The organism is Flavobacterium soyae (assembly GCF_045348165.1).
Taxonomy (GTDB): Bacteria; Bacteroidota; Bacteroidia; order Flavobacteriales; family Flavobacteriaceae; genus Flavobacterium; species Flavobacterium soyae.
Window position 1 is genome coordinate 2,436,118 of the sequence record NZ_CP150845.1, and the last position, 26,802, is coordinate 2,462,919.

A 26,802-nucleotide genomic window follows, 5' to 3' on the forward strand; every position below is an offset into this window, starting at 1 on the left:
AGATATCATGAAATATAGTTTTAAAATAAAAACGTTAGGAGTTGCATTAATGGCAGTTTCGATTTTATCAAGCTGTACCAGCGACTTTGATGAAATAAACAAAGATCCTAATTCATTGACTGAAGATCAGTTAGATGCTACGTTAGCAGGGCCTTCATTTGCATCAGCGCTTTATGCTGGTATTCACAATGGGTCTTATTCATCGCCAGGTGTTGATGACCAGGGAACTTGGGGTATTGCTACAGGTATTTTATCTTCTACTTTTATTCAATATTTAGATTGTAGATACGGTACAGAGAGAAATGCATTCGTAAACGGTTACGAAGGCCGTGGATGGACAAGATTTTACACCGTTGCAGTTCCGGCTTTAAACAATGCTATTAAAGCATCTGAAGGAAATGCTGAAGCTTTGGCAGTTCTTAAAATCTGGAAAGTTTTTATGTACAATCAAATGGTTGATGCTTACGGGCCAATTCCTTATACTGAAGCAGGAAACGGAAAAGAAAAAGTGGCGTATGATAGTGTAGAGTTTATCTACACAGACTTTTTTAAATTATTGAATGAAGCAAATGCTACATTATCGTCTACTTCTGCAACAACTGTGGCTTCATTTCAGTCAAACGACAGAGTGTATGCAGGAAGTGTGGACAAATGGAGAGTTTTTGGAAACAGTTTAAGACTTCGTTTAGCTTTGAGAATTTCTGATAAAGAACCTGCAAAAGCAAAAACTGAAGCAGAAGCAGCTGTAGCAGCAGGTGTAATGCAGACAAACGATCAAAGTGCTTATTTCAAAGCGAGCAACATTACTCCAAACAATTTAAATATGATTGTAAACAGCTGGGGTTATGTGATGACCGCTTCTATGGAAAGTATTTTGGTTGGATATAATGACCCGCGTTTATCAAAATGGTTTGCTCCAATCGATACAGGAGTTTACAGAGGTCAGCCTATTGGAGGTTTGCAAGATCAATTTGGAACAACTAAATTTTCAGCTTTCAATAATGATGTTTTGGGTAACGGATCTGCAGGAAATCTTAGTGAATCTAAAAATATTGAAATCTTCATGGCTTCTGAAAATTATTTGAGCAGAGCTGAAGGAGCTTTAAATGGATGGAATATGGGCGGAACAGCACAAAGTTTATACGAAACTGGTATTAGATTGTCTTTACAGCAATGGGGAATTGTTGACAATACAGCAATTAACGCTTACATTGCAGGGTCGACTTTACCAACTTTACCAAACGTTCTTACAGTTTATCCAACTTTAGATTTACTAGATATTCCGGTTAAATTACCTGTGGCTTGGTCTTCAACAGAAGCGAATCAGCGTACACAAATTGCAGTTCAGAAATATTTAGCAATTTTCCCTGAATCTTGGGAATCTTGGGCTGATTTACGCAGAAGTGATGCAAAAGTTATTTATCCGCCGCTTAATACCGACAATAATGATCCGGGAGTTGGAAAAAGCTTAATGAAACGTATCATTTATGTTACAAACGAATACTCTTCAAACAGAGAAGCTGTTGAAGATGGAATTTCGAAACTTGGTGGTCCTGATTCTGGAGGAACTAAACTTTGGTGGGATACAAAATAATTATTTGGTTGAGTAAAGAGACACACAATCTTTACTTAAAATGACAAAAGGAGAGGAAACTCTCCTTTTGTTTTATATAAAAGTCAGATTATGAATTTAAAAAAATATGGATCAATAGTTTTATTAGTTTCTGTTTTTCTTGCTTGTAAATCAATTAAAAACGAACCTAAAGCAGTTAACATTACTCAAAACTATATTGCAGCAAATCCAGTTACAACAGCTAGTCACGCTTCAACATTGGTTGAGTTAGAAAACAATACACTTTTAGCCGCCTGGTTTGGTGGAAAATACGAAGGCGCAAAAGATGTCAGTATTTATATTTCATCTTACAAAGAACAAAAATGGTCGGCACCTAAAAAACTTATCGAACCATTAATTAAAGATGGCGACACGCTGCCTTGCTGGAATCCGGTCTTGTTTAAAAGTAAAAGTCAGAATTTATACTTATTTTATAAAATAGGGAAAAATCCGAGAGAATGGTTTGGTGCCATGATTGTTTCAAAAGATGACGGAAAAACGTGGAGTAATCCAAAATATCTTCCAAAAGGAATTTTAGGACCAATTCGTAATAAACCAATCGAAACTACTCCCGGAATTATTTTATGCGGAAGCAGCACCGAAAGTATTGACGATAATAAATGGCGTGTTTTTATTGAAACTTATGCAGAAGCGACAGACAGCTGGACGATTACGAATATTAATGACAAGAAAAACTTTGATATTATACAGCCGACTTTTTTAGTTCACTCTGATAAAGAAATTCAAATTTTATCCCGAAGCCGACATAATAAATTAATTTCATCATGGTCTGAAGATAACGGAAAAACATGGCAGAAAACAGACAGCATTAATGTTGTAAACTCAAATTCAGGAGTTGATGCCGTAACTTTGTCTAATAAATCTTTTTTATTGGTGAATAATCCACTAAAGATGGGAAAAGACTGGTTTAACGGTAGAAATGTTTTAGATGTAGAATATTCTAAAGATGGCATAAACTGGAACAAATTATTTGATTTAGAAAACCAGCCGGAAGGTGAATTCAGTTATCCGGCGATTATTAAGACTTCTGATAAAAAGATTCATATTTTGTATACTTATAATCGAAAGTTTATTAAGCATACAACATTTGATTTGAAATAAAATTTAAAAACAGAATTATGCAAAAACACTGTCTTGCCTTAGACTTAAATAACCACCCAGATTTAATCGCAGAATATATTGATTACCATAAAAATGTCTGGCCTGAAATTCAGAAAAGCATCAAAGATTCGGGAATTATCAATTTAGAGATTTACAATGCTGGCGATCGTTTGTTTATGATTATCGAAGCCAATGATGATTTCTCATTTACAGAAAAAGCAAAACTTGATGCCGAAAATCCAAAAGTGCAGGAATGGGAAACGCTAATGTGGAAATTCCAAAAAGCCTTACCGCAAGCCAAATCCGGTGAAAAATGGATTTTAATGGATAAAATTTTTGAACTTAAATAAGTTGGCACACGGATGAAACGGGTTTGTTTCGCAAAGGCGCGGATAGACACAGATTTTTTATAAAATTCTATAAATAAAAATCCGTTTTAATCAGCGTTTTCACGAAGTGAACCCGTTTCATCCGTGTGCCAATTTTTAGACAATTATAATTATGAAATTTTTGCAAAAGATCAACTTTGTTTACGGTTTGTTACTTTTTAGTTTTATTGTAAATGCTCAAAAAAGCAACTTGGCCCAGACATTTTATAAACACGATAAATATCTTTCTTCTGATAAATTAGAAGGTCGTTTCGTTGGAACAAAAGGAAATAACGACGCAGCTTTATACATTAAAAAATATTTTAAAAAGTATGGTTTAAAGGAATTTAATAACAACTATTATCAGCCTTTTAAAGTATTTGTAAAAGAGGGAATCAACAAAGCAAAATCCGACAGTGTTTCAACTCAAAATGTTTTAGGATATATTGAAGGTTCTGATGAAAAACTCAAAAATGAATTTATCGTTATTGGCGCACATTACGATCATTGGGGCTGGGGCGGAAGCGGTTCCGGAAGCAAAAAGAAAGATACCATTGCGATTCATAATGGAGCTGATGATAACGCATCCGGAGTTTCGGCTTTGTTATGTATTTTACAAGAAGTTTCTAAGTTAAAAACCAAACCTAAAAGAAGTATCATTTTTATTTCCTTTAGTGGAGAAGAAGAAGGATTAGTAGGTTCGAAATATTTTATAAATCATTTACCCATAAAAAAAGAAGCTGCAAAAGTAATGCTGAATATGGATATGGTAGGAAGATTAAATACCGAAAAACAAATCTATATGGGCGGTGCAGGGACTTTTCCAAACGGAGTCGACCTAATGAAAAAACTAGGCCAAAACAGCGGACTAAACCCAGTTGTATTCGCCGGCGATGTTGGCGGATCTGATCATGTTTCTTTTTACAAAGCTTCGATTTCTGCAGTAGGTTTCCACACAGGCGGGCATCCGCAATATCACACTCCCGAAGATGATATTGATTTAATTAATTTTGAAGGCGGTGCTTTGGTGAGTAAATATATTTATAATGCTTTGGTAAGTATTGCAAATTATGATGAGGAATTGGTTTTTATAAAGCAGGATTAGGAAAATTAAAAAGATGCTTTTTGTTTATTGACCTTGATTGCGTTCTCGAGCAGGGGGGGCTTTTTTATATTCTTTGTCGATTCTCTTTGTGGGTGCGAAGTCAGAGACATTCGCACAGCATTTCCATTAGAACCGCGCTGCGTAAATGTCTCTGACTTTGTGCTGCTTCAAATATACTTAAAAAGTGTAGACATCTCAAAGTTTCCTACCTTAAGATGATTTAGAAATAAGTTTAAACTTAATTTCTTCAGAAAGTCTATTCAAAAAAGTCAGAGACTTTTGAGACGTTTATAATTTCTAAGGACAAAAAAAGTGCGCAAAGTCAGAGACATTTGCGCAGCTTTTCAGTTGAACTCTTCGGGGAGCGGGGTAGATTCCTTCACTGTTGAGGTATTCTTCTTTTGGCGTTTCGAGATTAAAGCGTAAAGTAAAGTAGTTTACGATTGTGTTCTCTTTGTCTAGGAGCGGAAAAATCAGTCCATACCTACCAAATGCTGTGTATGCCGTCAGGTCTTGCTGTCTTACGCCTGCATCGCTCTTTTTAAGCATTCCTAACGCTTCAAATTTGGGATTCTCCATGATGGAATTGTCCAGAATTGAAGCCGATTCTAAGCTCTGCAAAATCCAGACCTCTGTTTTTAAGGTATTCTTTTGGTTTTATCGCTTTGGAACTTCTGATGCCAGTTTCAAAAGACTGGAAAAGCGTTTCTAATGTATTTTTCATAAGTTTTATCTTTTAGTTTTTTTAGGTAATTTTTGGACACAAGAAGACACCCTCGGGTATTGCACCGAATCTGCATTCTGTAATATAATTTGATTTTTTGAGCTTCTTGTTCAGCTTTACAACCCGCTCTTTTTCCACTCCTTAGCTGTCAGAATGGAGAAAAGACTCTTGCAATAATCTTTTCCTTTAGATTTCTTTTACAAAAGTAACTTATGTATTTGAGACTAGAAAATGGGAAAAAAAGCCAAAATTACATAAGCTGATTAACTTATGTAACATACCTGAAAATCAACTTATTATGTTTTATTTTAACAAAACGTTAACTATTTATTTAACAAATAATTAACTTTTAATTTCTTTTTTTTCCAGTTTAATTCCGTTTAGATAACTTAATTGAGTTATATAGAATAAAAAATAATGTGTTTTCTTATAATTAAACACTCAAATACAAGTTGCTTATTTCCTGTTCTCGGATTCCAAGATAGATTTTAGTGGTTGAGACACTCGAATGGTTGAATAATTGAGATAGCAACAGCAAAGCTTGGTCAGAGTATTTATTAACCTCCCAGATTCTTCTGCCTAAGGTTTTTCTCATAAAATGGCTTGAGTACTGACCTCTGACCTGCCATAATGCTTGATTTTAGTTTCACTTTTCTACCTTAATATATGTATCTGAAAGCGGTCGATTCTTCATGCTTTGTAAACCATTGATTTCATTGAGTTTACATAGTCGCTTTCACTTCTTTCAAAAAGTGAAACAAATATCCAGGTGTAAATTGGATTAAGCAAGAAAAATCCTGGATTTCCTGGGCTTACGGATTTTAGGGTCATTTCAGAGCACAAAAAAACGAGGTCGTTAGCCTCGTTCTTTGGATTGTATCAATCGCGTAAATTCTGAAAACTCTTTGTCTGAAAAATTTTCTCTTTTAAAACTAATAGGCAGTCTGAGCGGTTGGAACTGCAATATGTGTTTGAGCTGAGAAAGTTTAAACTTAATTCTCATCTTCTGTAGTATTTGTGCTGTTGCTGATAAAATCCCAGTCTTCTCCGCTCAGACCGTCTTTGGACATGTAGAACAATCCCGCTTTGTATCGGTCATAAATGCTCACATCGGTTCTGTCGTAGTTGAAGTAGTCCTGAATATCTGTTACAATCTGCTCATGAAGTTTTTTGTCAGAAGCGTAGACCACAAAATGGTTGTGACAGCCTTTTCGGTTTGGGAACGGCTCGGTTGTAAAGAATAATCGGATTTCTGTTGATGCTCCGTATTTTTGGTTCAGATAATCATACAGACCATGCATATGCTTAAAACAGCTTGTCTTGTTACGGTCTGTTTTGTAGGCTACCGTAAAGAAAAAACTCCAGTCCATCTGCCAGAAGGTATGTTGCAGACTCTCTTTATCTGCCAAGCAGTCTATAAGGTTTCGCATTGACTGGTTTTCCTGTCTTAATATTTTGTTCTCATCAAACATGATTTCAGAATCAAAATATCTTGCGTGGTCTACAGGAAACAATCTTTTTCCAATACTCATTTTAGTTTCAAAGAATAAGTCTTCATTCTTTTTATAAAATCTATAGATTGTACTTTTGCTTGATTTTGTGCTTATTAAAAATTTCTTTAAATTCTCATATTTCATTTTATTGGTTGATTAGTATCTCGTTATTGGTTAGATACAGGAACTCCATACAAGGAGGTTAGTCAAGCATCTTTACAATAAATACAATCAAACCTGTGAAAGTGAAGCATATTAACACTTTTTTTTCAAAAATATTTTTCTGGCTAGGTAAATATGTGTTCCAAAATGACACACTGGTCATTAGAATTTGAAAAACTGTAGAGTTTTCACTTGGAACACGAATGGTATCGGTTGGTATAAGTACACAATTTTATAGTACGGGGAGGTAATTTGATGTTTAAATCGTGGAATTTAGTACTGAAATAGCCGATACGGGAGGGAGGATGTTCTGAGTACTATTTTTCAAATCCATTGAGATGACCTAGCAGTTGCAGGCTAACATGAATTCTATTTTAACAGTTTGGTACGCTTTAAAGTGCTTTAAAAGCAAAAGCCACTCCGTTATGGAATGGCTTGATAATTCTATTTCTATTGTAATTTCAATATTTATTCCGCAGAGACAGTAATTTGTTTTGTTTCTTCATTAAATGATTCTTTAAGAGATTCAAAAAAATCCTTTTCATTGGGATATTTAATTTTTAATTCATTAAGCTCTTCATTAATTTGTTTTGAATTTAAAATTTTTGATTTTACAAGAAATAAATTGTAATATGCTTCTTGGTCAATTGATTTCTGATTATTTATAAAATTTTGAATTTCTATTATTGCTGTTTCAAAATATTTTTTTTTCTCTTTATTTTTTAATTTTAATTCACAATCCAGTCCTCTAAAATAATTGTATTGCATTTTTTTTTCATACGGTTTTGAGAAATCTTTTTCTTCAAGGGAATCTATAAACACATAAGCTTTATTATATTCCTTCAAAAATGAAAGGGCAGATATTTTAAGTTCGATTGATGCAGTTCTTGTCTCTGGACAATCCAAAGATTTTTGGACATATTTCAATGCCTCGGACAATAACATTTTATTCTTGTCTGTATAAGATTTATCAAATTTATTTTTGGCAATTATGTAATTTGTTTTACAAACATCTTTATTTGTTGTTTGTCCGTTACAACTATACAAAAAGGTTATCATAATTATATAGTTAAAAAATATTCTACGATTATAAAGTGAATGATTCATTTTTTTAATTATTTAAGAGTTTATTAATGCTTTATTGGTGTATATGGCGAATATTGAAAATTATAAGTTTTGGCGCTTTGGTCAATGCGTCCAGTTACTGGAACTGAACCACTACCATCATCTCTAACATTTTGCCACGCTCCTGAGACATTTGCACCAGGAAATATTTTCGGACCTTTTTCTGCATATATATCAGATGCAGGAATAAAAATATCACCTGAAATTGAATTAGCTCTTGCTGGTCCTGTTTGTTGGATTAAAGATTTACTTCCGTCAGGTCCTTGGAGTCCTGTACCATAATCTTTTCCTCCAAAAGTGGTAGTTGCCATACCCGTGACTTCCACATTATCAGTTCCAGTAGCGGTACCTTTTACTCCAATTCCAATATCTATTCCATTAAATGTTTTGGAAAGTTGACCATCAGAACTTATACTTGTGGTGACGTTAGCATTAACACTTATATTCGCTTCTGCTGTGACGGTTGTCATGTGAACAGCGGACATTGTTACTCCTCCTTGTTGTTCGTAATCTGATGCAACAAATCCTGTTTTTGTCGTTGAAGGTGATTGATATGTTCCTACCCATCCTATGTCTTTTACAATTGAGCTATCTTCTTTACCGACATAACTATATCCTTCTGGAGTTTCTGATTCTTTAGTCACATTATTATTCCATGTATATTCTCCTGTTGAAATATTTTTAATCCAATCTAGAGGTCCCATTCCATCAGGGTCAACAAAATGCATAGGATTATCAAAACAATAATTATAGGGAGACCATCGTCTCATTTGTTCCGCAAGTGGGTCAATATTCATCCAACGTCCAAGTGCTGGGTCATAATTCCTAGCCCCATAGTCATACATGTTAAGCCCCAGCTCGTCTTGCAGTTCTTTCCCATTGTACTTATACTTATAACTAGAACTAACAATAGGAGCTCCGTACCCTATTTGTTTTAATCCAAAAGGATAATAATGATTCTCATCTTGTATAGCCAGAGTTTTATCATAACTTAAACGGACATTACCAAGATGATCTTTGTACTGGTAAATATATTTAAAAGAACTTGCTGTAACCGCCTCTACATATCCTTCTGTTGTTGGAAAAAACTTTAATAATGGACTGCAGGTTTGACAATCAGCTTTATATTGATAACCTCCTAAATAATCGGTTGTTGTAATATTTGCCGGAGAAACATTAGTTACAATTTTCTGCACTTTCTCCCCTGCAGCATTGTAAATATAAGCAATATTCCCTGTTGCGGCAAAGGTAATTTTTGTGGGCAGGTTTAAATGGTTATAGGTTATGGCTGTTATATTTTTGTTGTTGTCTTTGGTCATATTGCCATTGGCATCATAGCTGTAATCATCAACGGTGTTGGCTGCGCTGTCTACAAAACCTAATGTTTTGTTGCTGCTGTCAGCAACTTTCATCAGCGTGTTAGTGTTGTTATTATTGGCATAAGTGTAGATTAAATTATCGATCTGTTGAGTAGTTTCGCTGTTTCCGTTACGGGTAAGAGCTGTAATGTTTCCGTTTTTATCATACCATAAAGTTTCATTATAGGCGCTCAATACAGTTCCTTTTTTATAGACACCTTCTTTTAATCGGTTAAGATTGTCGTATTTGTAACCATAAGCCCTGATTACTGGTGTTGCTTCAGAAGTGCTTATCCATTGTGTTTCTGCAATATTTCCGTTATACAATGCTTTTACATCTGGAATTCCAGATGGGATTGTATTGTAATTAATCCTAAAAGCAAACAAATCTTTTGGGTCGTTTGGTTTGGTAAGGGATGTTATATCATTAATAGTTGTAAGCCACCCGCGTATGTTGTAGGTATAATGAATATTCTGGGTCGGAAGGGCTTCTGTATTTCCAACTTTTTTAGAAATTAACTGCCCCAGTTCATCATAGGTATTACTGGCAATAAGTTCAATTGCTCCTGAGTTTATTTGATGGGTCTGGATCAATAATCGGTCCTGGGCTGAATAAGTAAAGACATCTTTGGTCATTAACTCCGTGTCAGCAGCAGTTCTTTTGTGTCTTGTAATATTGTATTCAGACTTACCCGAAAAATCAAGTTTATTGTCTGTATAAGTATAACCGCCTAAATGATTTGTTTTATAAATCCTAATCGGTCTTGCTTTACTGTCATAAAAAGTGGCCGTTGTTTCGCCCAGCGCGGCTGTACTGGTGGTTGGTACCCTTGTCCAGGAAGCGGCTGCAAGGCCTTTTATCTGTGCTGTAGTCAGTACTGTCTGTGTTTCTACATCTGTGGGTACAGTAATGACAGGTGTACTTGGAAAAGTATAATTATCATAATAATTAACCGTAAGGAGCTTGAAGGTTTTTGGTTCTACTGTATTACTGTAATAAGCGGCAATATTGTCCAGAGTTCCTGTAGTTTGTTTAGTTTCGTTAAGCTGGGTAAGTGAAGGACTGTTCTGCGCATTCTGCAGGGTGATCCTTCCTGCAGGCGTAGCTGCTGCAGCTGTTGCCCACCCAGTATATACCGGACGGCTGAAAGCATCATATTTGGTTATGATCCATCCCACAGTACTTAAATCTGAAAAAGGTGAGTTAGCAGGTCCTGTGGCTACAACCCTGTCCAGTTTGTCATAAACGATAAATTCCCATTGTTTTCCGGGTAGTTTTTTCTCCACCAGCCTGTTGCGGTGATCGTATTTATATTGGTAGCATAAATTATCTAAAACAGTCTGGTTTCCATTGTCAATGACAGCTGAAAATGTACTTCCACTCTGTGCATGAAATCCCGGCAGAAGGCGGATAGAATTGAATGCTGTTAAATTCAAAGTGCCACTTGAGGATGTAACCACTGCAGCAGAAGTTATATCAATCTCAGTACTCACGGTGCTTCCAATTAAATCGACAGCTTTTGGAGGGATCACATAAGTCAGGTTTCCATAAATATCATAAACATAATAAGTATCGTGTTTTTGATTCACTGTCCCTGTTCCAACTGCGGCATAGGTTCTTTTTAAAACAGCCTGTCCTTCTTTGTTTTTAAACTCAACCGTTGAACCGTTTGCTTCAGATGGCACTGCAGCTGTGTTTTCATCATAAGTAACGGTTTTATAGAGTTCATTTGCGGTATAAGATCCGCTGTTTACAAAAGCAATTTTATACAACCCAGATGCAGCATCCCATGCTGTAAGGGCTGTAAATAATTTCACTTCATCTGCAATATTGGTCTGGTAGCTCATTTTTATTTCATGTCCCGATCCTGATCTCCAGTCATTGCCTGGTGCGGCTTGTTTCAGGATACGATTCAGAGGAGAAGCTTCCAGTTCTTTTTGGCTGAAAGGGTAATCAGTAGCCTCCATAGCAGAATTCCCAGTGATAGCCAGACTAGGGGTTTTATAATAAGATAGAACATTCGCCTCAGCAGCTGTATCATAAGTCATATTGGTATTAGACGATTTAAAAGGCAGATATTCTAGTGTTTGCCTTCCAAAACCGTCGTATGCGATATGGGTGATGATATCATTTCCTGATTTAGACTGCTGACCTGCTATTTGCTGAATAGGCCTTCCCAGTCCGTCAAAATAAGTGACATTTTGAGAAGCCTCAGAAATTGTGGGTGCGACTATTTTTACAAGAGAAGGTTTCTTATAGGTTACAGTTTTGATGTAATTCTCGGTTTGTGTCTGGCTTATTGCCATAAAAGGAAACAAAACCAAAAGGAATTGGATTAGATTTTTCATGATGCTTTTGGTTTTATTTATGGCTTATAATTGTACTGGTTCTCTGAAAGTATATTTCCTTCATTATCTTTTACAAATTCAAGTCTGCCAAAACTATCATAAGTATAAGTGGTTGTATAACCTTTTGGATCTGTAATAGTGCTAATTCCAATAATTGGAATATAAGTATATGTACTTACCATTGCATTTGCAAGCTCAGGTGCATTTCTAATAGCATTTAATGCGTTTTTTAATGAAGCCTCATTTCCTGAATCAGCAGCTGTTTGGGCAGCACTTATTAAATTTGCGGGAATAGTGCTGTAAGCTGAGTTTTCTATTTTGGCAATAGGATATTCGTTTTTATAACCCCAGATATAAGAAATAGGTGTTCCGTTAGTTTGCTGTTCTTGCAGGATATTACCATTATTATCGTACATATTATATTGAATTAACTCTTCATAGTCTGCCGTTGTACCTTTTTTTAGCATTTTTATATTCTTTGGCAGGTACATATTGTTTGAAGAATTTGTTTCTGTATGGGTTTTAATCGTATAGTTATTAATGCGTGATTGTACTGTAATATCATTAACAGTAGCGTCGGATTTAATTACAGGGTTTAGTACATTACTGTTTATCATACTTGAAATAGTAGCAGCTGTAGTTTCATCTATCCCGGAAGTTAAATCGGAAGGATATTTATTAATTGTTTTTAAAGTCTGCCCAACGCTATTTATTACCTGGGTTTCTGTTAAATTTTTGTGCAGTGGATTATCATACTTAAATACCGATGTAGTTGTAACAGGATTTTGGCCATTAAGGTCATAAATTGTTTCTGTAGTATTTTTAGGGTGCCACCATTCTGATAAGACATCATAAAACCTTATATCTGTACTTGTAGAACCTGGAGCAGTATACAATTTTACACCTTTTAAATTCTTTGTAGTATTTTCCTTTAAATATTCTGTTGTAATTTCTTTAACTTTTACATTGTTTTTGTTATAGTGTTCTTCTTTTAATAATTGTCCATTATTTAGATTAACAATGTTTGGAACTCCTGGTATAAAAAGCTCTAAAGGGATTTCTGTGATATTTTTGTAAAAATATTTTGAGGTGCCTATCGTATTGTTGGAAAGATCCGTGTCTGAAATATTCACTTCATTATACCCAATGACATTTCCCTGAGCAGAACTCCCAAACGGGATTGAACTATCTGAAGTTCTGACCAAATAATCATTTATTTGTTGAAAAATTAAACTTGAATAATATCCTCCTGAATAACCTAATGTTAATAATCTGTCGGTATAAAAGAATTGATATGGGCTAATTAGACGCCCGGTCGAAATATTATTTTTGGAATAAGTATAACTTTTTTGTTTCAAAAACTTACTCTGATCATAGGTCGTTATAAATTTAATTCTAAGCCCAGCGCCTAGTTTTTTGTTTGTAGGAATTTTGTTTATATATCTGGCAGTTGCCTCCATTATTACCGTATAACTAGTGTTATTTTTAGTTCTTAATTTATAAGTTCCTGCAGGCAAAAAAACAGTTACATAGGAGAAAAATGAACCAGGTGTGGTATTTGGTTTTAACCAAGGAGCAAGTGATATTAATTTGTTGCCATTTGCATTTTCTAAAGCCACTGTCATTTGATCAGTTATGTCTTGTGACATGAGATTGTATATGTTAAAGTATAACTGAACTTTAGTAAGTTTGTCTAGTGTAAATGATTTTTCAGTACTATTTCCTGTTTGACCATTAACTAAGGATGATTCTGTAATATAGCTGTCTTCAAATAAAGCTTGATTCTCATCAAAGTAATCATTTGGCTCGTACTCAAAGTTTACGATTCCTCCTGTAGGATATTTAATGCTTTTTAAAATAGCAGCCTGTAATGGTTCGTTTTTTACCTCTCTGTTTGCTCCAGATAAATAAATGTTACCCCCTGAAGTACTTTCATAGAAAGGAGCCAGAACTTTTGTTGATATTGTTGATCCGCGATCTGCTAATGAAATAGGATCCTGCATATTAAGATTTAAAAACTGGTAATCAACTATTGAATTATTAGTTTGACCATTATTATATCCCCAATAATCAATTGAATAAGAAGTTTTTTCGGGTAAAGATGTCGGATTGTATGAAAAAACATAAGGTGGGTTTTTTATAATTTGATTACTGGCATTTGTTGTAGATTCCTGAATAGATTCCAGTTTTAATCTAGATTTTCTCTCTTCATTATCTACAATTGTTACATCACTTCCTAAAGATGTACTGCCCAAATAGCTGTAATTAAAATCAAATTGTTTAATTAATTTTCCATCTATATTGAACAACTTTGTTGTTTTAAGCCTTTTCGGCTTGGGATCTGTGGTAGTAAATGTTCTTATATCGGTTCTGTCTTCTGTTAAAAATTCTACATAGCCGTTAGGGAATAAGATTCTTTTTAAATAAACGGGATTTATTACCTGCATACTTGCAGAATAAAATTTAGATTTTACATTATCAAAATCGTAACGATAAGCGTATTGTCCACCTGACTCAGAGACTGTTCTTAAATAATCCCTCAATTGTTCAGATCTGCTGATTTGACTTATTGTTTTTCCGGGACTTTCGTATTGGAAACTTATATTATCGCCTTCAGGAGTAATAACTTTTGTTAAGTACCAAGCACTGTCAAAAATATCTGGATCATATTCAGAAATTCTATCATTAGTTGGTTCTATAGGATTTATGCCTGATATACTATGATTTGTTGTTGTCTCAATAGCGTTTAAACTGGAAGAACCAAAGTAATATTTCCATCCATTTCCATCAGTTACAGTCCATATTTTGGAGATTGTATCATATGAAAAAATTAAATTGTTTTGATCTACAGAGATAGCTTTAAAAACATCCCCCGTTTGTTTTTCAAATATAAGTTTTCCTGAATATTGAAGGAAATTATAATAAAAAATATCTGGTTCAGGGTCTAAAAATTCATTTTCTATGTTATTATAATAATTATTAATATAATAGTCTGAATTTGCACTGTTTGGTAAAGGTTTTGTAGGATCAGTCCAATCAGGTAAATTTTGTGATGTTGCAGGTGGCAATTGGGTTCGAATATATCCTCCTTGTGAAGCAAAATCATCAAGGCCTCTGGTTTGTCTGGTAATCATTCCGCCTGCATTTAATGCCCAGCCTAATCCGATCCAGCTCGCTTCTTCAGCAACTTTGATACCGGAAGCGTGATAACTTGCAGTTATGGGTAATTCTATTGCTCCTGATTTAACATTAATTAGTGGTATTGAAATGTTAGGAACACCAGTATAATTACTTACAGGCACATCTGCATATTGAGCTAGTGCAGAAGCATTTGGTGATGGGGCAATAATTTTTGATAATTCAGGGCTCTGAGCAATACATAGATTAAAAAACAGTAAAGGCAGAAGCAAAAAGTACTTTTTCATTTAATAGGCTTTTTATATTTGATAGGAAGGTGTTTGTTAATTAATTTGTTTGTGAAATTAACAAGACGAGTTGGTATATTATGTGTTTCTTTTGTGATTTTGTTAACAAATACTTATTTGTTGTCTTGACAAAAATTGAAATTAAATTTTTAATTTTTATTGTTTTATTTATTTTTTTTAGTAAATAGCTACCCAATCGCACTACTCAGTTGAAACATTGGCAAATACATCGCAACCAATAAAACAGCTACTAAAACCCCAACAAAAAGAATAATAAAGGGTTCTAGAACAGTAGTCATAACTTTAGACTGCTGGACCACTTCCTGATTGTACTGCTCGCTTAACTGCTTGAAGACATATTCTGTTTGGTTGGTTTCTTCGGCTACTTTTACGAGGGATATAATTCGGTTATCGAAGAGGGGAGTGTTCTTTAAACTTGAACTTAAACTATTTCCTTTTAAAATGCTATTCTCTACTTGTTCAAGTGCTTCCTGAAGTGGTACAAAACGAATCATTTTTTTTACCATTTGTATACTGTTCAATAAAGGAACTTTAGCAGTAGTAAGTAATGTTACAGCCTGAGTAAATTGCGCGAGATACACTTTTGTCATAAAAGGCCCTAAAACTGGTATTTTTATGAGAAAGTAATGCAATGCTTTTTTGTACTTATGATTGTCCTTAAAAAATTGGGTTGAAAAGATAAAAATAACTATTGCTAAGAAAAAGTAAAGTCCGTATGTTTTTGTCCAGATGGATAATTTTACAATTAACTGTGTCAAAAACGGAAGCTCCATATTATTTTGTTTGAAAATATCCTGAAACATAGGCACTACATAACTCAACATAAAAATTACAACCAGAACCGCTGTACTCAATACAATAGAAGGGTAGGTAAGTGCGGCTATGATAATTCTTTTTTGTTCATTTTTACGTTCAAAAAAACGACCAAGTTCTTCACATACCTGCGCTGTAGTTCCGGTTTCTTCTCCAATTTGAATCGAATAATATTCGTATTCTGTAAATGATTTTGAAGTCATTAAAGCCTCAGAAAACGGTTTTCCGTTTACTACATCATTTAGAATTGTCTGGATTAAATCTTTATCCGCTTTTTTCTTTAACGACTCGATAATCAGTAATAATCCTTCTTTAAAACTAACCCCTGCTTTTAATAAAACAGCAAGTTCGAGGTAAAAGGCCTGTTTCTTTTTGTTATTGAAGCTGTCACCAAAAAGAGTAATTTCTTTTTTCAATAAGGTTTCAATACTATTCTGATTTTTGGATTGAACAGCTTTTCTATTGGGTGTATTCTCTATTTTAAAGGCCATTTTCCTGATTCATAAAAAAGGTTAAATCATTTTTTTTCGAAACAAAAATTTGATAATCCGGTAATTCTGTTTCTGCAAATATTGATAAAGCATCTATTTGTCCGCTGCTTATTTCTTTTCCTTTAAAAAAAGCTTTTCTTGGGGCAATTTTCAATTTAATCGTGTCACTATTTCGCATGCTGAATTTGTCCTGAAAAGAATAAGTTACAGTATCAATTTCTGAAATCATTATTAATAACTGCTTGTCACTATCATACATTATATTATGCGGTTCATTAAAATCCTGCCAAAGTTTTTGTTCAAAAAGTGCCAGAGTACTCGTTTTTTCAAAATTGTTTTGAATAGTATGAATTTGTTTTTGAACAATTCGCAAAACACTAAATGCCATACCGACTACAATAGCAGTAATAATCATAACCACGATCATTTCTGACAATGTAAACGATTTTAATTTTCCTGCTGCCATATTATTTGTTGTTTTGTAATTTCTTTTCTGGAAATGTTATTTACTGCTGAAATCGAAATCATCTTTTTTGCAGATACTGCTTCTAATTGAATGCTGATATTCCAATTTTTATATTCTTCCTGATAGGGCAATTTGATGGTGTTATTTTGAACTTCATATTCAAGTTCATTGATTCGGTTTTCAATATTATGTGTGTTTTTAGAGAAGGTATTAAAAACCAGATTGTTTAATATTAAACTTGCAACGATGAATATAATGACTACTAAAACCGTTGCAACAATGGCTTCGACTAATGTTGCTGATTTTATTTTTTTTAGTATAGCCATTTCAAAACAGTTTTAGGTTCTTGCTCTAAAATTATACCTCCATAAATTGCTGGTACAGTTTCGTTTTCAATAGTGGCATTATAAACATGATTCATAAAAATAGATCCAGCTTGGTTTGCCACAAATTGTTTTGTATAAACTGATCCCGAGACTGTTCCTTTTATTTCAAAATTGCCATTGCAGTATACTTGGCCTTTTATTTTAGAATCTTTTTCTAATACAATTTGGGTCTGAAAATCTGATGTTTCTTTGGTTTGAATATAACTTACGCACCCTCTTAAAATACTTCCTTCATCTATGAAAATTTGGTTTTCTGATAAAGTATTATAATTAGAGTTATCAGCCACACTATTTTTATTGTCCTGAAATAGAAGTAAAGCTGATGGATAGCTTAAATTACATTTTTTACCCAATGTAATTTTTTTAGAAGCAATAGCCTGAAAATTTCCAATTGTTTTATCTTCAATTTCAATAATTGGTGCAATTAAAATTAAGTCATTTAACAAAGCAGTTTTTCTAACTTTAATAGCCGTTTCTGATTTTATTATAATATTTCCAGATATAATTTTGTTTTCTAGTATTATGGCATTTTGAGAATAAAACCCTTTTGTTTTTTCTTTAAAAGAATTTGTAATTTTCATAGCCGAATTTAGATTGATATAATCTTCCTGGCGATCTATTTTATATTCTTTTAGATAAAAAATTACGGCATCAAGAAAAGCTTTTTCCGGTTTTGGCAGTTCAGAAGTACTTTTTTCAATACGTCCGTAAATTAATTGAGTTCCATAGTAACTGTTACCTGCAATATAACCTGAGTTTACACCTTGGGTTGGAAGATAGGCTATACCTTTAATTTTAGTGCTTCCCACTACAGTTAGTGCATTATGTGTCTCCTGTAAAAACAAAGTAGGAGACTTGTCTGTTATAATAAGCGATCCTATTATGGCAATTTTAGTAAATTTCTTCTTTCGGAATTGTGTTATTGTAGTTCCTTTTTGAAATACACCCCATTGTGACAAATGGGTTTTTATAGTTTGATTTTCTTTTTTTATGAAATCAATCGTAAGCGTGTCAGTATTTAATTCTTTTTGTTCTAAAAGTGTCTGCATTCCTATATCAGCAATCTGGATATTTTCAATTGCTCCTTTTGACTGTTCTTTCATATATATAAATGTATATGCATATAAAACAAGACCAGCCAAAAGCAAAGCAATTAATACAGCAATAAAAACTGTAAACTGTAAAGCGCCAGATTTAAGTTTCAGTTTCAATCCTGGAGCATTATAAGATTAAGGTTTCCTTTGTATTTAACATACACAGATTCTTTGTCGCCGTCTTTAAGGAAAATTTCATTTTCTGTATCGCCAATTTTCATATAGTAATTTTTACCTTCAATAATAAGCATGAAAATTTTACTTTTACCCTTTGTATCAGTAATTAAACCTTTATAAACAATATTTGGCCAAACCAAAGGTTCAGGCTGTTTAATAACTTTTACAGTTTTAGTTTTAGTTGTTTTTGCAGAGGAAACTGTTTCAGGATTGTACATCTTTCCTAAAAAAGGATCTCTGTAGTTTACATTAATGGCAAATGATTCTCTTTTATTAACTTTTAAAGGTTTAAAATTAAATTCAGGATTGTTCTCAGTGATTATTTCATTTGAATTTGTAAATGAAAATACCTGAAATAAAACAGCACCCCAAACAAATAAAACGAGTGGTAAAAGAATGTATATGTTTTTTTTGTTTTTCATTAATAACCTATTTTTGGCCCAGTTCTTTTTCGATTTTTTCTATTCGCAAAGCTAAAGCTTTTAATGTTTCGATTTCTTTTGCCTGCTCTTCAATTTTTTTATTTTGCTGAATAGAATAAAGTGTTAATTCTTCGATTTTTTGAAGTAATTTAGAATTCATTTCTCCAAGATTAATTCCATTTTTTAAAACTTCTTCTTCACTTGGAATATTTTCTAAATGGCCTTTTTCTGCAATATGTTTTTCTACTTCTTCAAGTGTTGGTAAATCATATTCTTTTTTGAAAACAAAATCAGACCAGCCCGTTGCCTGAACTTTTATTTCTCTTGCTCCAATTGATCCTTCTACGGCCAGCTTATGTGTTCCTGTTGTAAGAGTACCAATTCCTAAGCTGCCATTAGCGGTTAAAATCATTTTTCTATTACCATATGAATCCCATGCAAATAATGGTCTTGTAATTATAGCAGCAGCAGTTGTTCGAGAATCAAATGTCATAAGAGGATCTGTACCACTGTCAATATTAGGTTCGGTTATAGCCGTTAAATAAAGTGATGCTCTGTTATCACTAATGCGATAACCTTGTAAACTCGGAACAAATTGATTATTGGCACTCGTGCCATTTGCAATTCTTATATAATCTTGGGCAGCATCACTAACACTTAATTTTAATAATGTTTCTGATCCTGTAACAGCTGGTGTCTTAATTTCGAGAGTTGCAGAAGGAACAGAAATACCTATACCTACATTGCCATTTATAATTTGATTTCCATTAAAAGTATTTAACCCTCTCGTCGCTAATTCAACCCAATTTGTATTTGTAGAAGATAAATCACCAGCGACAATTTTTCTAAAAAATAAACGATCATTTACGGCAAAAGAAGAAGCTATTTGAAGTTGATAATTGTTTATAGTACTAATGTGTCTTGCAGCAAATAAATGCTGCCACACATTGCTATTGTCAGGAGCCATCCCAGTCGTTGTTGTGTTTAATCCGTTATAAATACCAGATTTGAGTGGTGCTGAAAAATCTGCTATAGTTGCCGGGGCATGTCCGTCTCCAATTTGCTGCGCATATGTAATGAAGCCAGAAATAACTAAAAGTATTGTAGTTAATTTAAATTTCATATTATTTTTTTGAAGCTATTATAATTTTAAGATTTTTTATTTCTTCGTTTTGTTTCTCATTTTCCTTTGCATTCTCCTTTTTAATCTCAATAATATAAAGAGTCAATTCTTCAATTTTTTGAAGTAATTTAGAATTCATTTCTCCCAGATTGATTCCATTTTTTAAAACTTCTTCTTCGCTTGGAATATCTTTTAGATGACCTTTTTCATTTATGTGTTTTTCAACCTGTTCCAGTGTTGGTAAATCATATTCTTTTTTGAAAACAAAATCAGACCAGCCCGTTGCCTGAACTTTTATTTCTCTTGCTCCAATTGATCCTTCTACTGCTAGTTTATGAGACCCTGTTGTTATTGTACCAATTCCTACATTACCATTAATATCAACTCTCATACGTTCTAATCCTAAAGTGCCAAATACAATATTTCTATTCATATCTGGAATTGTTGAATATCCTGTTAAATCAATAAAAGATTTTGTATTAGAATTTGTACCGCCACCGGCAGAAATTCTTAAGAAACCATCATCTCCTAACGCTGAATTTACTGAATTACTAAAACCTCGAATTTCCCCATATGTTAATGTTCCTGCATTTATTGATGGCCTTTGTAGTGTATTACTTAAACCTCCATTTAAAGTCAAAGATCCAAAAACAGACAATTTACTTACAGGAGAAATGGTACCAACACCAACATTTCCACCAATGGGATTAATAGCAATATTTTTCTGGCCAATACCACCCTTTACAGCTTGTAAATAAGAATATTCATCTGTTGAATTTACTCCAATATTAAGACCTAATCTATAAGATGCACCATCATGTATCGAAATACCATCTGAACTAGATGCACCTGTGCTTGTTGGTACTTTTACCTCAAATGTATTCAATGGAGTTAATGAATTAATACCAATTTTTCTATCACTTGACATTGTTAATGCCGTACCGGTAGTTCCATAATCAAAATCTAGAAATGCTCCATAAGTATTGCTGTCTCGGGATTTAAAATTCCAAGGACCACCAGTATGACGATATGGTTGAAGAACTAAACGAATAATCTGCCCTTCTTGTGTAGGAGATACCTGGGTGCCAATTTTTAGACTAGTATCGAAATTTACTTCCCCAGAAGTCGGAAACGTATTTTGCGAAAAAATTGGATATGTAATAAATAGTAAAGCAATTAGTTTATAGTTTTTCATTTTATTATTTGTTTTGTTTAGATTTTAGGATTAAAATATCTTTTTTCATTTCTGTATTTTCTTTCTTCATATTTTCATTCTCTTTTTTCATTTCAATCATATAGAGAGTAAGTTCCTCAATTTTCTGAAGCAATTTAGAATTCATTTCTCCCAGATTAATTCCATTTTTTAAAACTTCTTCTTCGTTTGGAATATCTTTTAGATGACCTTTTTCAGCGATATGTTTTTCTACTTCTTCAAGTGTTGGTAAATCATATTCTTTTTTGAAAACAAAATCAGACCAGCCTATCATATCTACTTTTACTTCTTTAGAATGAATTGTTCCATTTACATCAAGTTTGTTTGAAGGAGTTGTTGTTCCAATACCAACATTTCCATTACCTTTTATAATAAATGGAATCATATTACTCGCTCCAATATCTCGAACTCTAAAGAAACTACTTCGTGCAGCGTTTTCTGTTGTTCCAAATGAAGTTACATCAATAGTAAAAGCATCAATTTGTTCTGCACTACCTGGTACACTTAAATTTATTTTTGTGGTGTTTAAGGTTTTAGCGGTAAAATCGGTATTGGAGTTATTTAGATTTCCAGAGTGCCAAATTTTATTCCATCCTTTCCATTGACTGGACCATCTTCCGAAATATAATTCATTAGTTCCTACACCATTTACTAAACTGACATAATTATTAACATCAAAACCAAAATTTAACCCCTGATAATAATTGGCACCTAAAGTATTGTTTGTAGGAGAAACAGCAATCCATTGTCCATTTATTCCAGAAAAAGACTCTAGGTTTGTTTCTACATTTTTTGATGGGAAATAAGTTTGTGAATGCGCTATTGTAGAGAATAAGATAAATAGTATTGCAGATATGTTTTTAATGATTTTCATGTTTATTATTTTGAATTAGTTTCTATTTTTATTAATCGGTTTTCTAAATCTTCAAGTTTTTTATTCTCTTTTTCAAGTTCATTTATTTTTTTATTTTGCTTAATGATATAAAGCGTCATTTCTTCCATTTTCTTTAGTAAGGCCAAATTCATTTCAGCCAGCATTAAACCATTTTTCTCGATTTCCTGAGCAGATGGAATTTCAGGCAAATGTTTATTTTCTTTAATATAATTTTCAACTTCCTCCAATGATTTAAGGTTATAATCATTTTCAAAAACATAATCAGGAACTAACGGCCCCAGCATATCAACACGAACTTCTTGCGTATGGATTTTTCCTTTTACGGTTAATTTTTCATCTGGATTTGGAGTACCGATACCTATGTTTCCATTTTGCAAGGCCTTGATAGCAAGAGAAGCTCCATTGGAAGAAAAAACATTCCCTACATATAAATCCCAATCTGATGTCATTGGAAGAAATTTTGAAACTGTTGTGTCATTTCCGGTATTATTTAATGCAGTAAAAGAATTGTTTAAATTTACAGCTGTTACTTTTATATAAACAGTTAGATTATCAGTAGTTACTCCAAAAGTATTAATAGCTCTTATTCTAAATCGAGGATTTGCCGCTTCGGTATTGCAGTCAACCGTAAAGTTAATTGATGTTCCTACATATGGATTATTATTACTACGTCCAACTTCTCTCCAGATTGCTGGGTTAGCATGTGATATTGCGGCTACGTGAGTAGCTGCTGCTGCTATGTTTCCTCTTGTATATGCTATGGATATTTCATAATAACCACCAGCAAGAGATTTTGGACTTACTTTTAAAAATTCAATATAATCTCCGACGACGAATCCTGCAGGAAAAGTGACGCTGGTTTCATATTCTGTAACATACATGCTTTTTTGAAATAATTTGCTTAAAGAGCCAGCTGAAATTTTTGGTTGACAAAAAGTAAATAATATTGTAAGTATGAATAGTTTTTTCATAATGTTTTAAGGGGTATTATAGATAAACAGAAAAATTTGGGATTAAGATATATTCTAATTTATAGTAAAATTAAAAACTGCACTTCTGGTACTTTGATTTCCGGCTTCATCAAACGATTTTACAAACCAATAATATGTTCCGGCAGTCAGGGTTTTATTATACGGACTGGTACCCCTGTCTTTAAAGTTTAAATTAGTCAATGCACTTTCTGTATAAACATAAATACTGTCCCTTTCTATGCTTCCAGAAATAGGGGTTCTGTTCCATTGAAAATCTATGCTTTTATTCGTTGTAGTACTTGCATTTGTCGGAGTAGACAAGATGGGGGTGTTGGGAGCTTTTGTGTCTACTAAAATTGATCTTGAAGTATAAAGGGTTTGTGCGGTTCCGTTACTGGCTCTTACTTTCCAGGTGTATTTACCTTCATCAAAGGTAAAATTAAAAAATGTCGATGCTGAGTTTTGTTCTTTTACTAAAGTACTGTTTTCATCCAGAACTTGAAGCTGGTAGTCTGTCGCACCAATAATAGCATCCCAGGATAATTTTTGTAAAGCAGTTTTTGTAATTAAATTGTTGCTTGGTGTTAATAACACAACTGTATTATTTTGAAAATCATCATTATTTAAAATTTCAAAACTTCTTTTGAAGTATGCAGTTTCATATGCGCTGTTAACCGCTCTTATGCGCCATTCATATTTTCCAATATTTAATTGCTGTGTATAAGAGTTTTTTGTGACCAAAGTGTCAAGTATTATTTGCTGCGGGGAGTCAAAACTTGGAATCGCAATTTGTAATTGATATTTATCGGCACCTTCAACGGTCTCCCATGAGAATGTAATCCCTGTTGAAGATAAAGCTGAATTGTTTGCCGGGGCTGTTAATGATACTTCTTTTTTAGAGATATCATCAACCATTAATATTTCTTCACAAGAAATAAAAGTTAGAAGAACTAGAAATAAAAAATATTTAAATGAAATTTTATGCATGATATTTAGGAAATAGACTTTATATAATTAATAAATGTTTGAAGGATTACATATCAAACAAATCTTTATTGTTTTTCTTTTCACTTATTTTACGTTTAGTGATTCCAGAACAGCTATTGCTTTCGTTTACAATATCAGCGACATTCCAAGTGCCTTTCATGGATTTACCCCAGCAAAAAGAACTTACCTGATATGCAACAATGGTTTCTGGATTGATGTCAATAATGTCTGTTTTTTTTCCTCCTTTGAATAGAGCAATTGTGTATTTTTTGTACTGATTATTTGTTAAATAAAAAGCATCTGACTGTCTGATTTTGGCTATTTCTTCAACAGGAAGGCTTACGGCAAGACTTGAAATAATTTTCAAGTTTTGAGTATCAGTTAATAATTTTAAAATATTAGTATTATAATCGGCATTGATTTCCTGAACTAAACCTGCAATATCTAAAATTTTAATAGTTACCAATTCAGGTTTTATGGGAAGACTATCTATAAAAGCAACCTTTGTTTGATTCTGATTGTATTTGGCTTTAGATTTATAAATTTTATTTAATTTTCGATTGTAAGGAACAACTCCAATTTCTACCCGAATATTATTTTCCAATTTTGGCAAACCCTTTGGTTCAAATATATTTTCATTATATGATAATTTTGATGTTCCGATACTTCCTAATTCGACAACAGAAGAGGAGAATTTATAGTTGTCATTTTTAATTTTAGTTGTCTGGCAGGCACTGCAAATTATAATTATCAAGACAACAATTTTTTTTAACATAATGTTCTTTTTTATAGATGGAAAAATATAATAATTCTATTAAAAAATAATATTTTATAACATTATTTTTAACCGTAATTTTTTAACAAATCTAGTAAAATTGATGTAATAGATTGTTAAAATTAAATCTTTTATTTTTGGCCTAAATTGCAGATTTGTTTCTGATTTTTCGCTTTGATTTTCTTCAGTTTAATTTTGCTGTGTAATAAATTAAAATTATTAAAGTTTCAACTTAAATTGTGAGGTAACATCTTATATTTGGTTTTTAATTTAAAACCTAATTATGAAAAAAACTTTAGCACTTTTGGCTTTATTAGTATGTCAAATTATCAATTGTCAAACATTCTCAACAAATTTAACACCTGTTGGCTGGGAGCATAACATTTTATTTAATTCCGTAACTCGTTATACAGTAACTCAAGAAGGGCCAACAATTAATTTGGCTGGATTGTTTGATGGAAGTATGAATCCTTATTATATGGCAGGAGTTACACCAGCAACTCCAAAAGTTATTCTTATTGAAGGTTTGTCAGGGTATCATACACAAGCAGGAGCATGGGTTGGATGGACAACACGATACTTACCGGCAAGTAGATTTAAGATTGAAGGCTATGATACGTATAATGGGGTAAATGTATGGAGAGTGATAGCTGATTATTCAGATGTTGATTATGGAAATTATAATTTTTCAGTGAAGATTCCAGTTGGCGGTGTTTACAGCAAGTTAAAATTTACATTTTATAATGGCCAGGGAGGAAATGTTGGTCTGTCGGAACTGTTTTTTATTCATCCGGAAGCTACAATTCCATATTCAGGATTATTGACGCAATCGGCTACTAATTGGCAGAATAATGGTACGAATTTATTCTATAATTTAGGCAATGTAGGTATTGGTATAAATGCCCCTCAAAATAAGCTTGATGTAAATGGAACAGTTCATGCAAGAGAAGTTAAAGTAGATGTTACAGGCTGGCCTGATTATGTTTTTAAAAACAATTATAATTTGCCAACTCTTGAAGAAGTAGAAAAACATATCACAGAAAAAGGTCATTTAGAAAATATTCCAAGTGAGGAAGAAGCTATAAAAAATGGAATATCTTTAGGGGAGATGAATGCTAAATTGCTACAGAAAATTGAAGAACTCACACTTTATATGATTGATGTAAATAAGAAAATAAATGTACTTCAGGATAATAATGATAGGCTTATTGAAGAAAATAAGATGTTAGTGAAAAAGATTGAAAGTCTAGAAAAGAAATAGTCTAGAGAATGTTTTTGAAAATATTAGGGGAGTTTAATAGTTTTAAATATAAAAAATATACGAATGTCTACAGCGTCGTGCATTTTTTATGAAAGTCGATTTTGTGTCAACTTATTTTAGGACGAGACACACAAAAAAACTTCGCAGTAATAGACTGCGAGGTTTTCTCTTTTATATACTTTGTCGATACTCTTTGTGGGTGCGAAGTCAGAGACGTTCGCACAGCGTTTCCAGTAGAATTCTTCGCAGAGCGTGGGCGACATTTATGCAGCAAAAACAAGCACGATTACTAAAAGTTTTAAAACGCAAAAAACCTCGCCAGCTGGCGAGGTTTTTTGTTTATATTCTTTGTCGATTCTCTTTGTCGGTGCGAAGTCAGAGACATTAGAACAGCCTTTCCATTAGAACTCTTCGAAGAGCTGGGATTATTGACAACCAATACATCTGATAAATTACCTATTTAGCAACCATTTGAGAAATGAGCACTTCAAATTTGTCGTTTTTATAAGGATTTCCATCATTCCATAAAATTACACCATTGTAAATAGTGTAATTTATAGTGTACAAATATTCTTTGTCTCCTTCGTAAAAACTTATATCGAAAAACCCATTATTCATTTTCATATTAACATCGCCTGTAATTGGTTCTGAAGTGGAGAGTACATTAATTATATTCTCAATCTTTGCTTGATTTGTAACAACTATCTTTCCACTTTTAAGGTTATGAAAACTACAAAAACTTTATTTGTTATTGTAATTTCTTTTACTTTTGAGGTATCAATCTTCCTGTTTTTATTTTCTTGTCCATTACAAGAAACAATTAAAATTAGAAATAAAAATGATATGTATCCAAGTATCTGTTTC

General features: G+C 33.0%; 22 protein-coding genes. 5 read left to right on the forward strand and 17 right to left on the reverse strand.

Annotated elements, in window-relative coordinates; genetic code table 11:
* Window positions 1-7: 7 nt before the first annotated feature.
* The 4 genes from AABD74_RS10455 (at window position 8) to AABD74_RS10470 (ending at window position 4,207) form a co-directional block, all read left to right on the forward strand.
* Complete coding sequence (locus AABD74_RS10455; RefSeq protein ID WP_406845471.1) at window positions 8-1,594, forward strand: SusD/RagB family nutrient-binding outer membrane lipoprotein; 1,587 nt, start codon at window positions 8-10, stop codon at window positions 1,592-1,594.
* 90 nt (window positions 1,595-1,684) lie between these two features.
* A complete protein-coding gene (locus AABD74_RS10460; RefSeq protein ID WP_406845472.1) occupies window positions 1,685-2,734 on the forward strand; it encodes an exo-alpha-sialidase in 1,050 nt (349 codons plus the stop codon).
* A 17-nt stretch (window positions 2,735-2,751) separates the two neighbouring features.
* Window positions 2,752-3,084 carry an L-rhamnose mutarotase gene (locus AABD74_RS10465; RefSeq protein WP_406845473.1) on the forward strand — a complete coding sequence of 111 codons (333 nt, stop codon included), beginning with the start codon at window positions 2,752-2,754 and terminating at the stop codon, window positions 3,082-3,084.
* 151 nt (window positions 3,085-3,235) lie between these two features.
* Window positions 3,236-4,207 (forward strand): M20/M25/M40 family metallo-hydrolase, encoded by a 972-nt coding sequence (locus AABD74_RS10470; RefSeq protein ID WP_406845474.1) that lies wholly within the window; start codon window positions 3,236-3,238, stop codon window positions 4,205-4,207.
* 559 nt (window positions 4,208-4,766) lie between these two features.
* On the opposite strand, the gene AABD74_RS10475 is transcribed toward AABD74_RS10470, so the two are convergent.
* The 16 genes from AABD74_RS10475 to AABD74_RS10550 form a co-directional block, all read right to left on the reverse strand.
* The gene (locus AABD74_RS10475; protein ID WP_406845475.1) at window positions 4,767-4,931 is read right to left on the reverse strand and encodes a hypothetical protein; all 165 of its coding nucleotides are present in this window, start codon (window positions 4,929-4,931) and stop codon (window positions 4,767-4,769) included.
* A gap of 992 nt (window positions 4,932-5,923) precedes the next feature.
* Window positions 5,924-6,568 (reverse strand): hypothetical protein, encoded by a 645-nt coding sequence (locus tag AABD74_RS10480; protein ID WP_406845476.1) that lies wholly within the window; start codon window positions 6,566-6,568, stop codon window positions 5,924-5,926.
* A 486-nt stretch (window positions 6,569-7,054) separates the two neighbouring features.
* Window positions 7,055-7,693, reverse strand: a complete 639-nt coding sequence (locus tag AABD74_RS10485) for a hypothetical protein (protein ID WP_406845477.1) — start codon at window positions 7,691-7,693, stop codon at window positions 7,055-7,057.
* A gap of 23 nt (window positions 7,694-7,716) precedes the next feature.
* Complete coding sequence (locus AABD74_RS10490; protein ID WP_406845478.1) at window positions 7,717-11,418, reverse strand: DUF6443 domain-containing protein; 3,702 nt, start codon at window positions 11,416-11,418, stop codon at window positions 7,717-7,719.
* Between the two features lie 17 nt (window positions 11,419-11,435).
* Window positions 11,436-14,843, reverse strand: a complete 3,408-nt coding sequence (locus AABD74_RS10495; protein WP_406845479.1) for an RHS repeat domain-containing protein — start codon at window positions 14,841-14,843, stop codon at window positions 11,436-11,438.
* 188 nt (window positions 14,844-15,031) lie between these two features.
* Complete coding sequence (locus AABD74_RS10500) at window positions 15,032-16,168, reverse strand: type II secretion system F family protein (RefSeq protein ID WP_406845480.1); 1,137 nt, start codon at window positions 16,166-16,168, stop codon at window positions 15,032-15,034.
* Window positions 16,158-16,634 carry a type II secretion system protein J gene (locus AABD74_RS10505; RefSeq protein ID WP_406845481.1) on the reverse strand — a complete coding sequence of 159 codons (477 nt, stop codon included), beginning with the start codon at window positions 16,632-16,634 and terminating at the stop codon, window positions 16,158-16,160. Before AABD74_RS10505 ends, AABD74_RS10500 begins: the two co-directional genes overlap by 11 nt.
* On the reverse strand, window positions 16,616-16,960 hold the full coding sequence (locus AABD74_RS10510; protein WP_406845482.1) for a hypothetical protein: 345 nt from the start codon (window positions 16,958-16,960) through the stop codon (window positions 16,616-16,618). The genes AABD74_RS10505 and AABD74_RS10510 overlap by 19 nt, the downstream gene beginning before the upstream one ends.
* Window positions 16,948-18,231: a hypothetical protein gene (locus AABD74_RS10515; RefSeq protein ID WP_406845483.1), complete on the reverse strand. Its 1,284-nt coding sequence runs from the start codon at window positions 18,229-18,231 to the stop codon at window positions 16,948-16,950. Before AABD74_RS10515 ends, AABD74_RS10510 begins: the two co-directional genes overlap by 13 nt.
* Complete coding sequence (locus AABD74_RS10520) at window positions 18,228-18,713, reverse strand: hypothetical protein (protein WP_406845484.1); 486 nt, start codon at window positions 18,711-18,713, stop codon at window positions 18,228-18,230. The genes AABD74_RS10515 and AABD74_RS10520 overlap by 4 nt, the downstream gene beginning before the upstream one ends.
* 7 nt (window positions 18,714-18,720) lie before the next feature.
* A complete protein-coding gene (locus AABD74_RS10525; protein WP_406845485.1) occupies window positions 18,721-19,836 on the reverse strand; it encodes a hypothetical protein in 1,116 nt (371 codons plus the stop codon).
* Window position 19,837: 1 nt separating this feature from the next.
* Window positions 19,838-21,031 (reverse strand): hypothetical protein, encoded by a 1,194-nt coding sequence (locus tag AABD74_RS10530; protein ID WP_406845486.1) that lies wholly within the window; start codon window positions 21,029-21,031, stop codon window positions 19,838-19,840.
* 4 nt (window positions 21,032-21,035) lie between these two features.
* Window positions 21,036-21,923: a hypothetical protein gene (locus tag AABD74_RS10535; protein WP_406845487.1), complete on the reverse strand. Its 888-nt coding sequence runs from the start codon at window positions 21,921-21,923 to the stop codon at window positions 21,036-21,038.
* 5 nt (window positions 21,924-21,928) lie between these two features.
* The gene (locus AABD74_RS10540; protein WP_406845488.1) at window positions 21,929-22,915 is read right to left on the reverse strand and encodes a hypothetical protein; all 987 of its coding nucleotides are present in this window, start codon (window positions 22,913-22,915) and stop codon (window positions 21,929-21,931) included.
* A gap of 54 nt (window positions 22,916-22,969) precedes the next feature.
* Window positions 22,970-23,902 carry a hypothetical protein gene (locus tag AABD74_RS10545; RefSeq protein WP_406845489.1) on the reverse strand — a complete coding sequence of 311 codons (933 nt, stop codon included), beginning with the start codon at window positions 23,900-23,902 and terminating at the stop codon, window positions 22,970-22,972.
* 46 nt (window positions 23,903-23,948) lie between these two features.
* Entirely contained in the window at window positions 23,949-24,677 is a 729-nt protein-coding gene (locus AABD74_RS10550) for a hypothetical protein (RefSeq protein ID WP_406845490.1), read from the reverse strand.
* A gap of 283 nt (window positions 24,678-24,960) precedes the next feature.
* Between AABD74_RS10550 and AABD74_RS10555 the strand changes: the two genes are divergently transcribed.
* On the forward strand, window positions 24,961-25,938 hold the full coding sequence (locus AABD74_RS10555; protein ID WP_406845491.1) for a hypothetical protein: 978 nt from the start codon (window positions 24,961-24,963) through the stop codon (window positions 25,936-25,938).
* A 456-nt stretch (window positions 25,939-26,394) separates the two neighbouring features.
* Here the strand turns inward: AABD74_RS10555 and AABD74_RS10560 are convergent, their stop codons facing one another.
* Entirely contained in the window at window positions 26,395-26,562 is a 168-nt protein-coding gene (locus tag AABD74_RS10560) for a hypothetical protein (RefSeq protein ID WP_406845492.1), read from the reverse strand.
* Between the last annotated feature and the right edge of the window lie 240 nt (window positions 26,563-26,802).

What these genes read in the sequence shown, in the direction of transcription:
- AABD74_RS10540 (WP_406845488.1), bottom strand. Translation starts at nt 22,915, where the DNA reads ATGAAAAAACTATTCATACTTACAATATTATTTACTTTTTGTCAACCA.
- AABD74_RS10520 (WP_406845484.1), bottom strand. Translation starts at nt 18,713, where the DNA reads ATGAAAAACAAAAAAAACATATACATTCTTTTACCACTCGTTTTATTT.
- AABD74_RS10500 (WP_406845480.1), bottom strand. Translation starts at nt 16,168, where the DNA reads ATGGCCTTTAAAATAGAGAATACACCCAATAGAAAAGCTGTTCAATCC.
- AABD74_RS10560 (WP_406845492.1), bottom strand. Translation starts at nt 26,562, where the DNA reads ATGAAAATGAATAATGGGTTTTTCGATATAAGTTTTTACGAAGGAGAC.
- AABD74_RS10525 (WP_406845485.1), bottom strand. Translation starts at nt 19,836, where the DNA reads ATGAAATTTAAATTAACTACAATACTTTTAGTTATTTCTGGCTTCATT.
- AABD74_RS10485 (WP_406845477.1), bottom strand. Translation starts at nt 7,693, where the DNA reads ATGAATCATTCACTTTATAATCGTAGAATATTTTTTAACTATATAATT.
- AABD74_RS10505 (WP_406845481.1), bottom strand. Translation starts at nt 16,634, where the DNA reads ATGGCAGCAGGAAAATTAAAATCGTTTACATTGTCAGAAATGATCGTG.
- AABD74_RS10490 (WP_406845478.1), bottom strand. Translation starts at nt 11,418, where the DNA reads ATGAAAAATCTAATCCAATTCCTTTTGGTTTTGTTTCCTTTTATGGCA.
- AABD74_RS10535 (WP_406845487.1), bottom strand. Translation starts at nt 21,923, where the DNA reads ATGAAAATCATTAAAAACATATCTGCAATACTATTTATCTTATTCTCT.
- AABD74_RS10550 (WP_406845490.1), bottom strand. Translation starts at nt 24,677, where the DNA reads ATGTTAAAAAAAATTGTTGTCTTGATAATTATAATTTGCAGTGCCTGC.
- AABD74_RS10555 (WP_406845491.1), top strand. Translation starts at nt 24,961, where the DNA reads ATGAAAAAAACTTTAGCACTTTTGGCTTTATTAGTATGTCAAATTATC.
- AABD74_RS10510 (WP_406845482.1), bottom strand. Translation starts at nt 16,960, where the DNA reads ATGGCTATACTAAAAAAAATAAAATCAGCAACATTAGTCGAAGCCATT.
- AABD74_RS10530 (WP_406845486.1), bottom strand. Translation starts at nt 21,031, where the DNA reads ATGAAAAACTATAAACTAATTGCTTTACTATTTATTACATATCCAATT.
- AABD74_RS10455 (WP_406845471.1), top strand. Translation starts at nt 8, where the DNA reads ATGAAATATAGTTTTAAAATAAAAACGTTAGGAGTTGCATTAATGGCA.
- AABD74_RS10495 (WP_406845479.1), bottom strand. Translation starts at nt 14,843, where the DNA reads ATGAAAAAGTACTTTTTGCTTCTGCCTTTACTGTTTTTTAATCTATGT.
- AABD74_RS10460 (WP_406845472.1), top strand. Translation starts at nt 1,685, where the DNA reads ATGAATTTAAAAAAATATGGATCAATAGTTTTATTAGTTTCTGTTTTT.
- AABD74_RS10465 (WP_406845473.1), top strand. Translation starts at nt 2,752, where the DNA reads ATGCAAAAACACTGTCTTGCCTTAGACTTAAATAACCACCCAGATTTA.
- AABD74_RS10480 (WP_406845476.1), bottom strand. Translation starts at nt 6,568, where the DNA reads ATGAAATATGAGAATTTAAAGAAATTTTTAATAAGCACAAAATCAAGC.
- AABD74_RS10545 (WP_406845489.1), bottom strand. Translation starts at nt 23,902, where the DNA reads ATGCATAAAATTTCATTTAAATATTTTTTATTTCTAGTTCTTCTAACT.
- AABD74_RS10470 (WP_406845474.1), top strand. Translation starts at nt 3,236, where the DNA reads ATGAAATTTTTGCAAAAGATCAACTTTGTTTACGGTTTGTTACTTTTT.
- AABD74_RS10475 (WP_406845475.1), bottom strand. Translation starts at nt 4,931, where the DNA reads ATGAAAAATACATTAGAAACGCTTTTCCAGTCTTTTGAAACTGGCATC.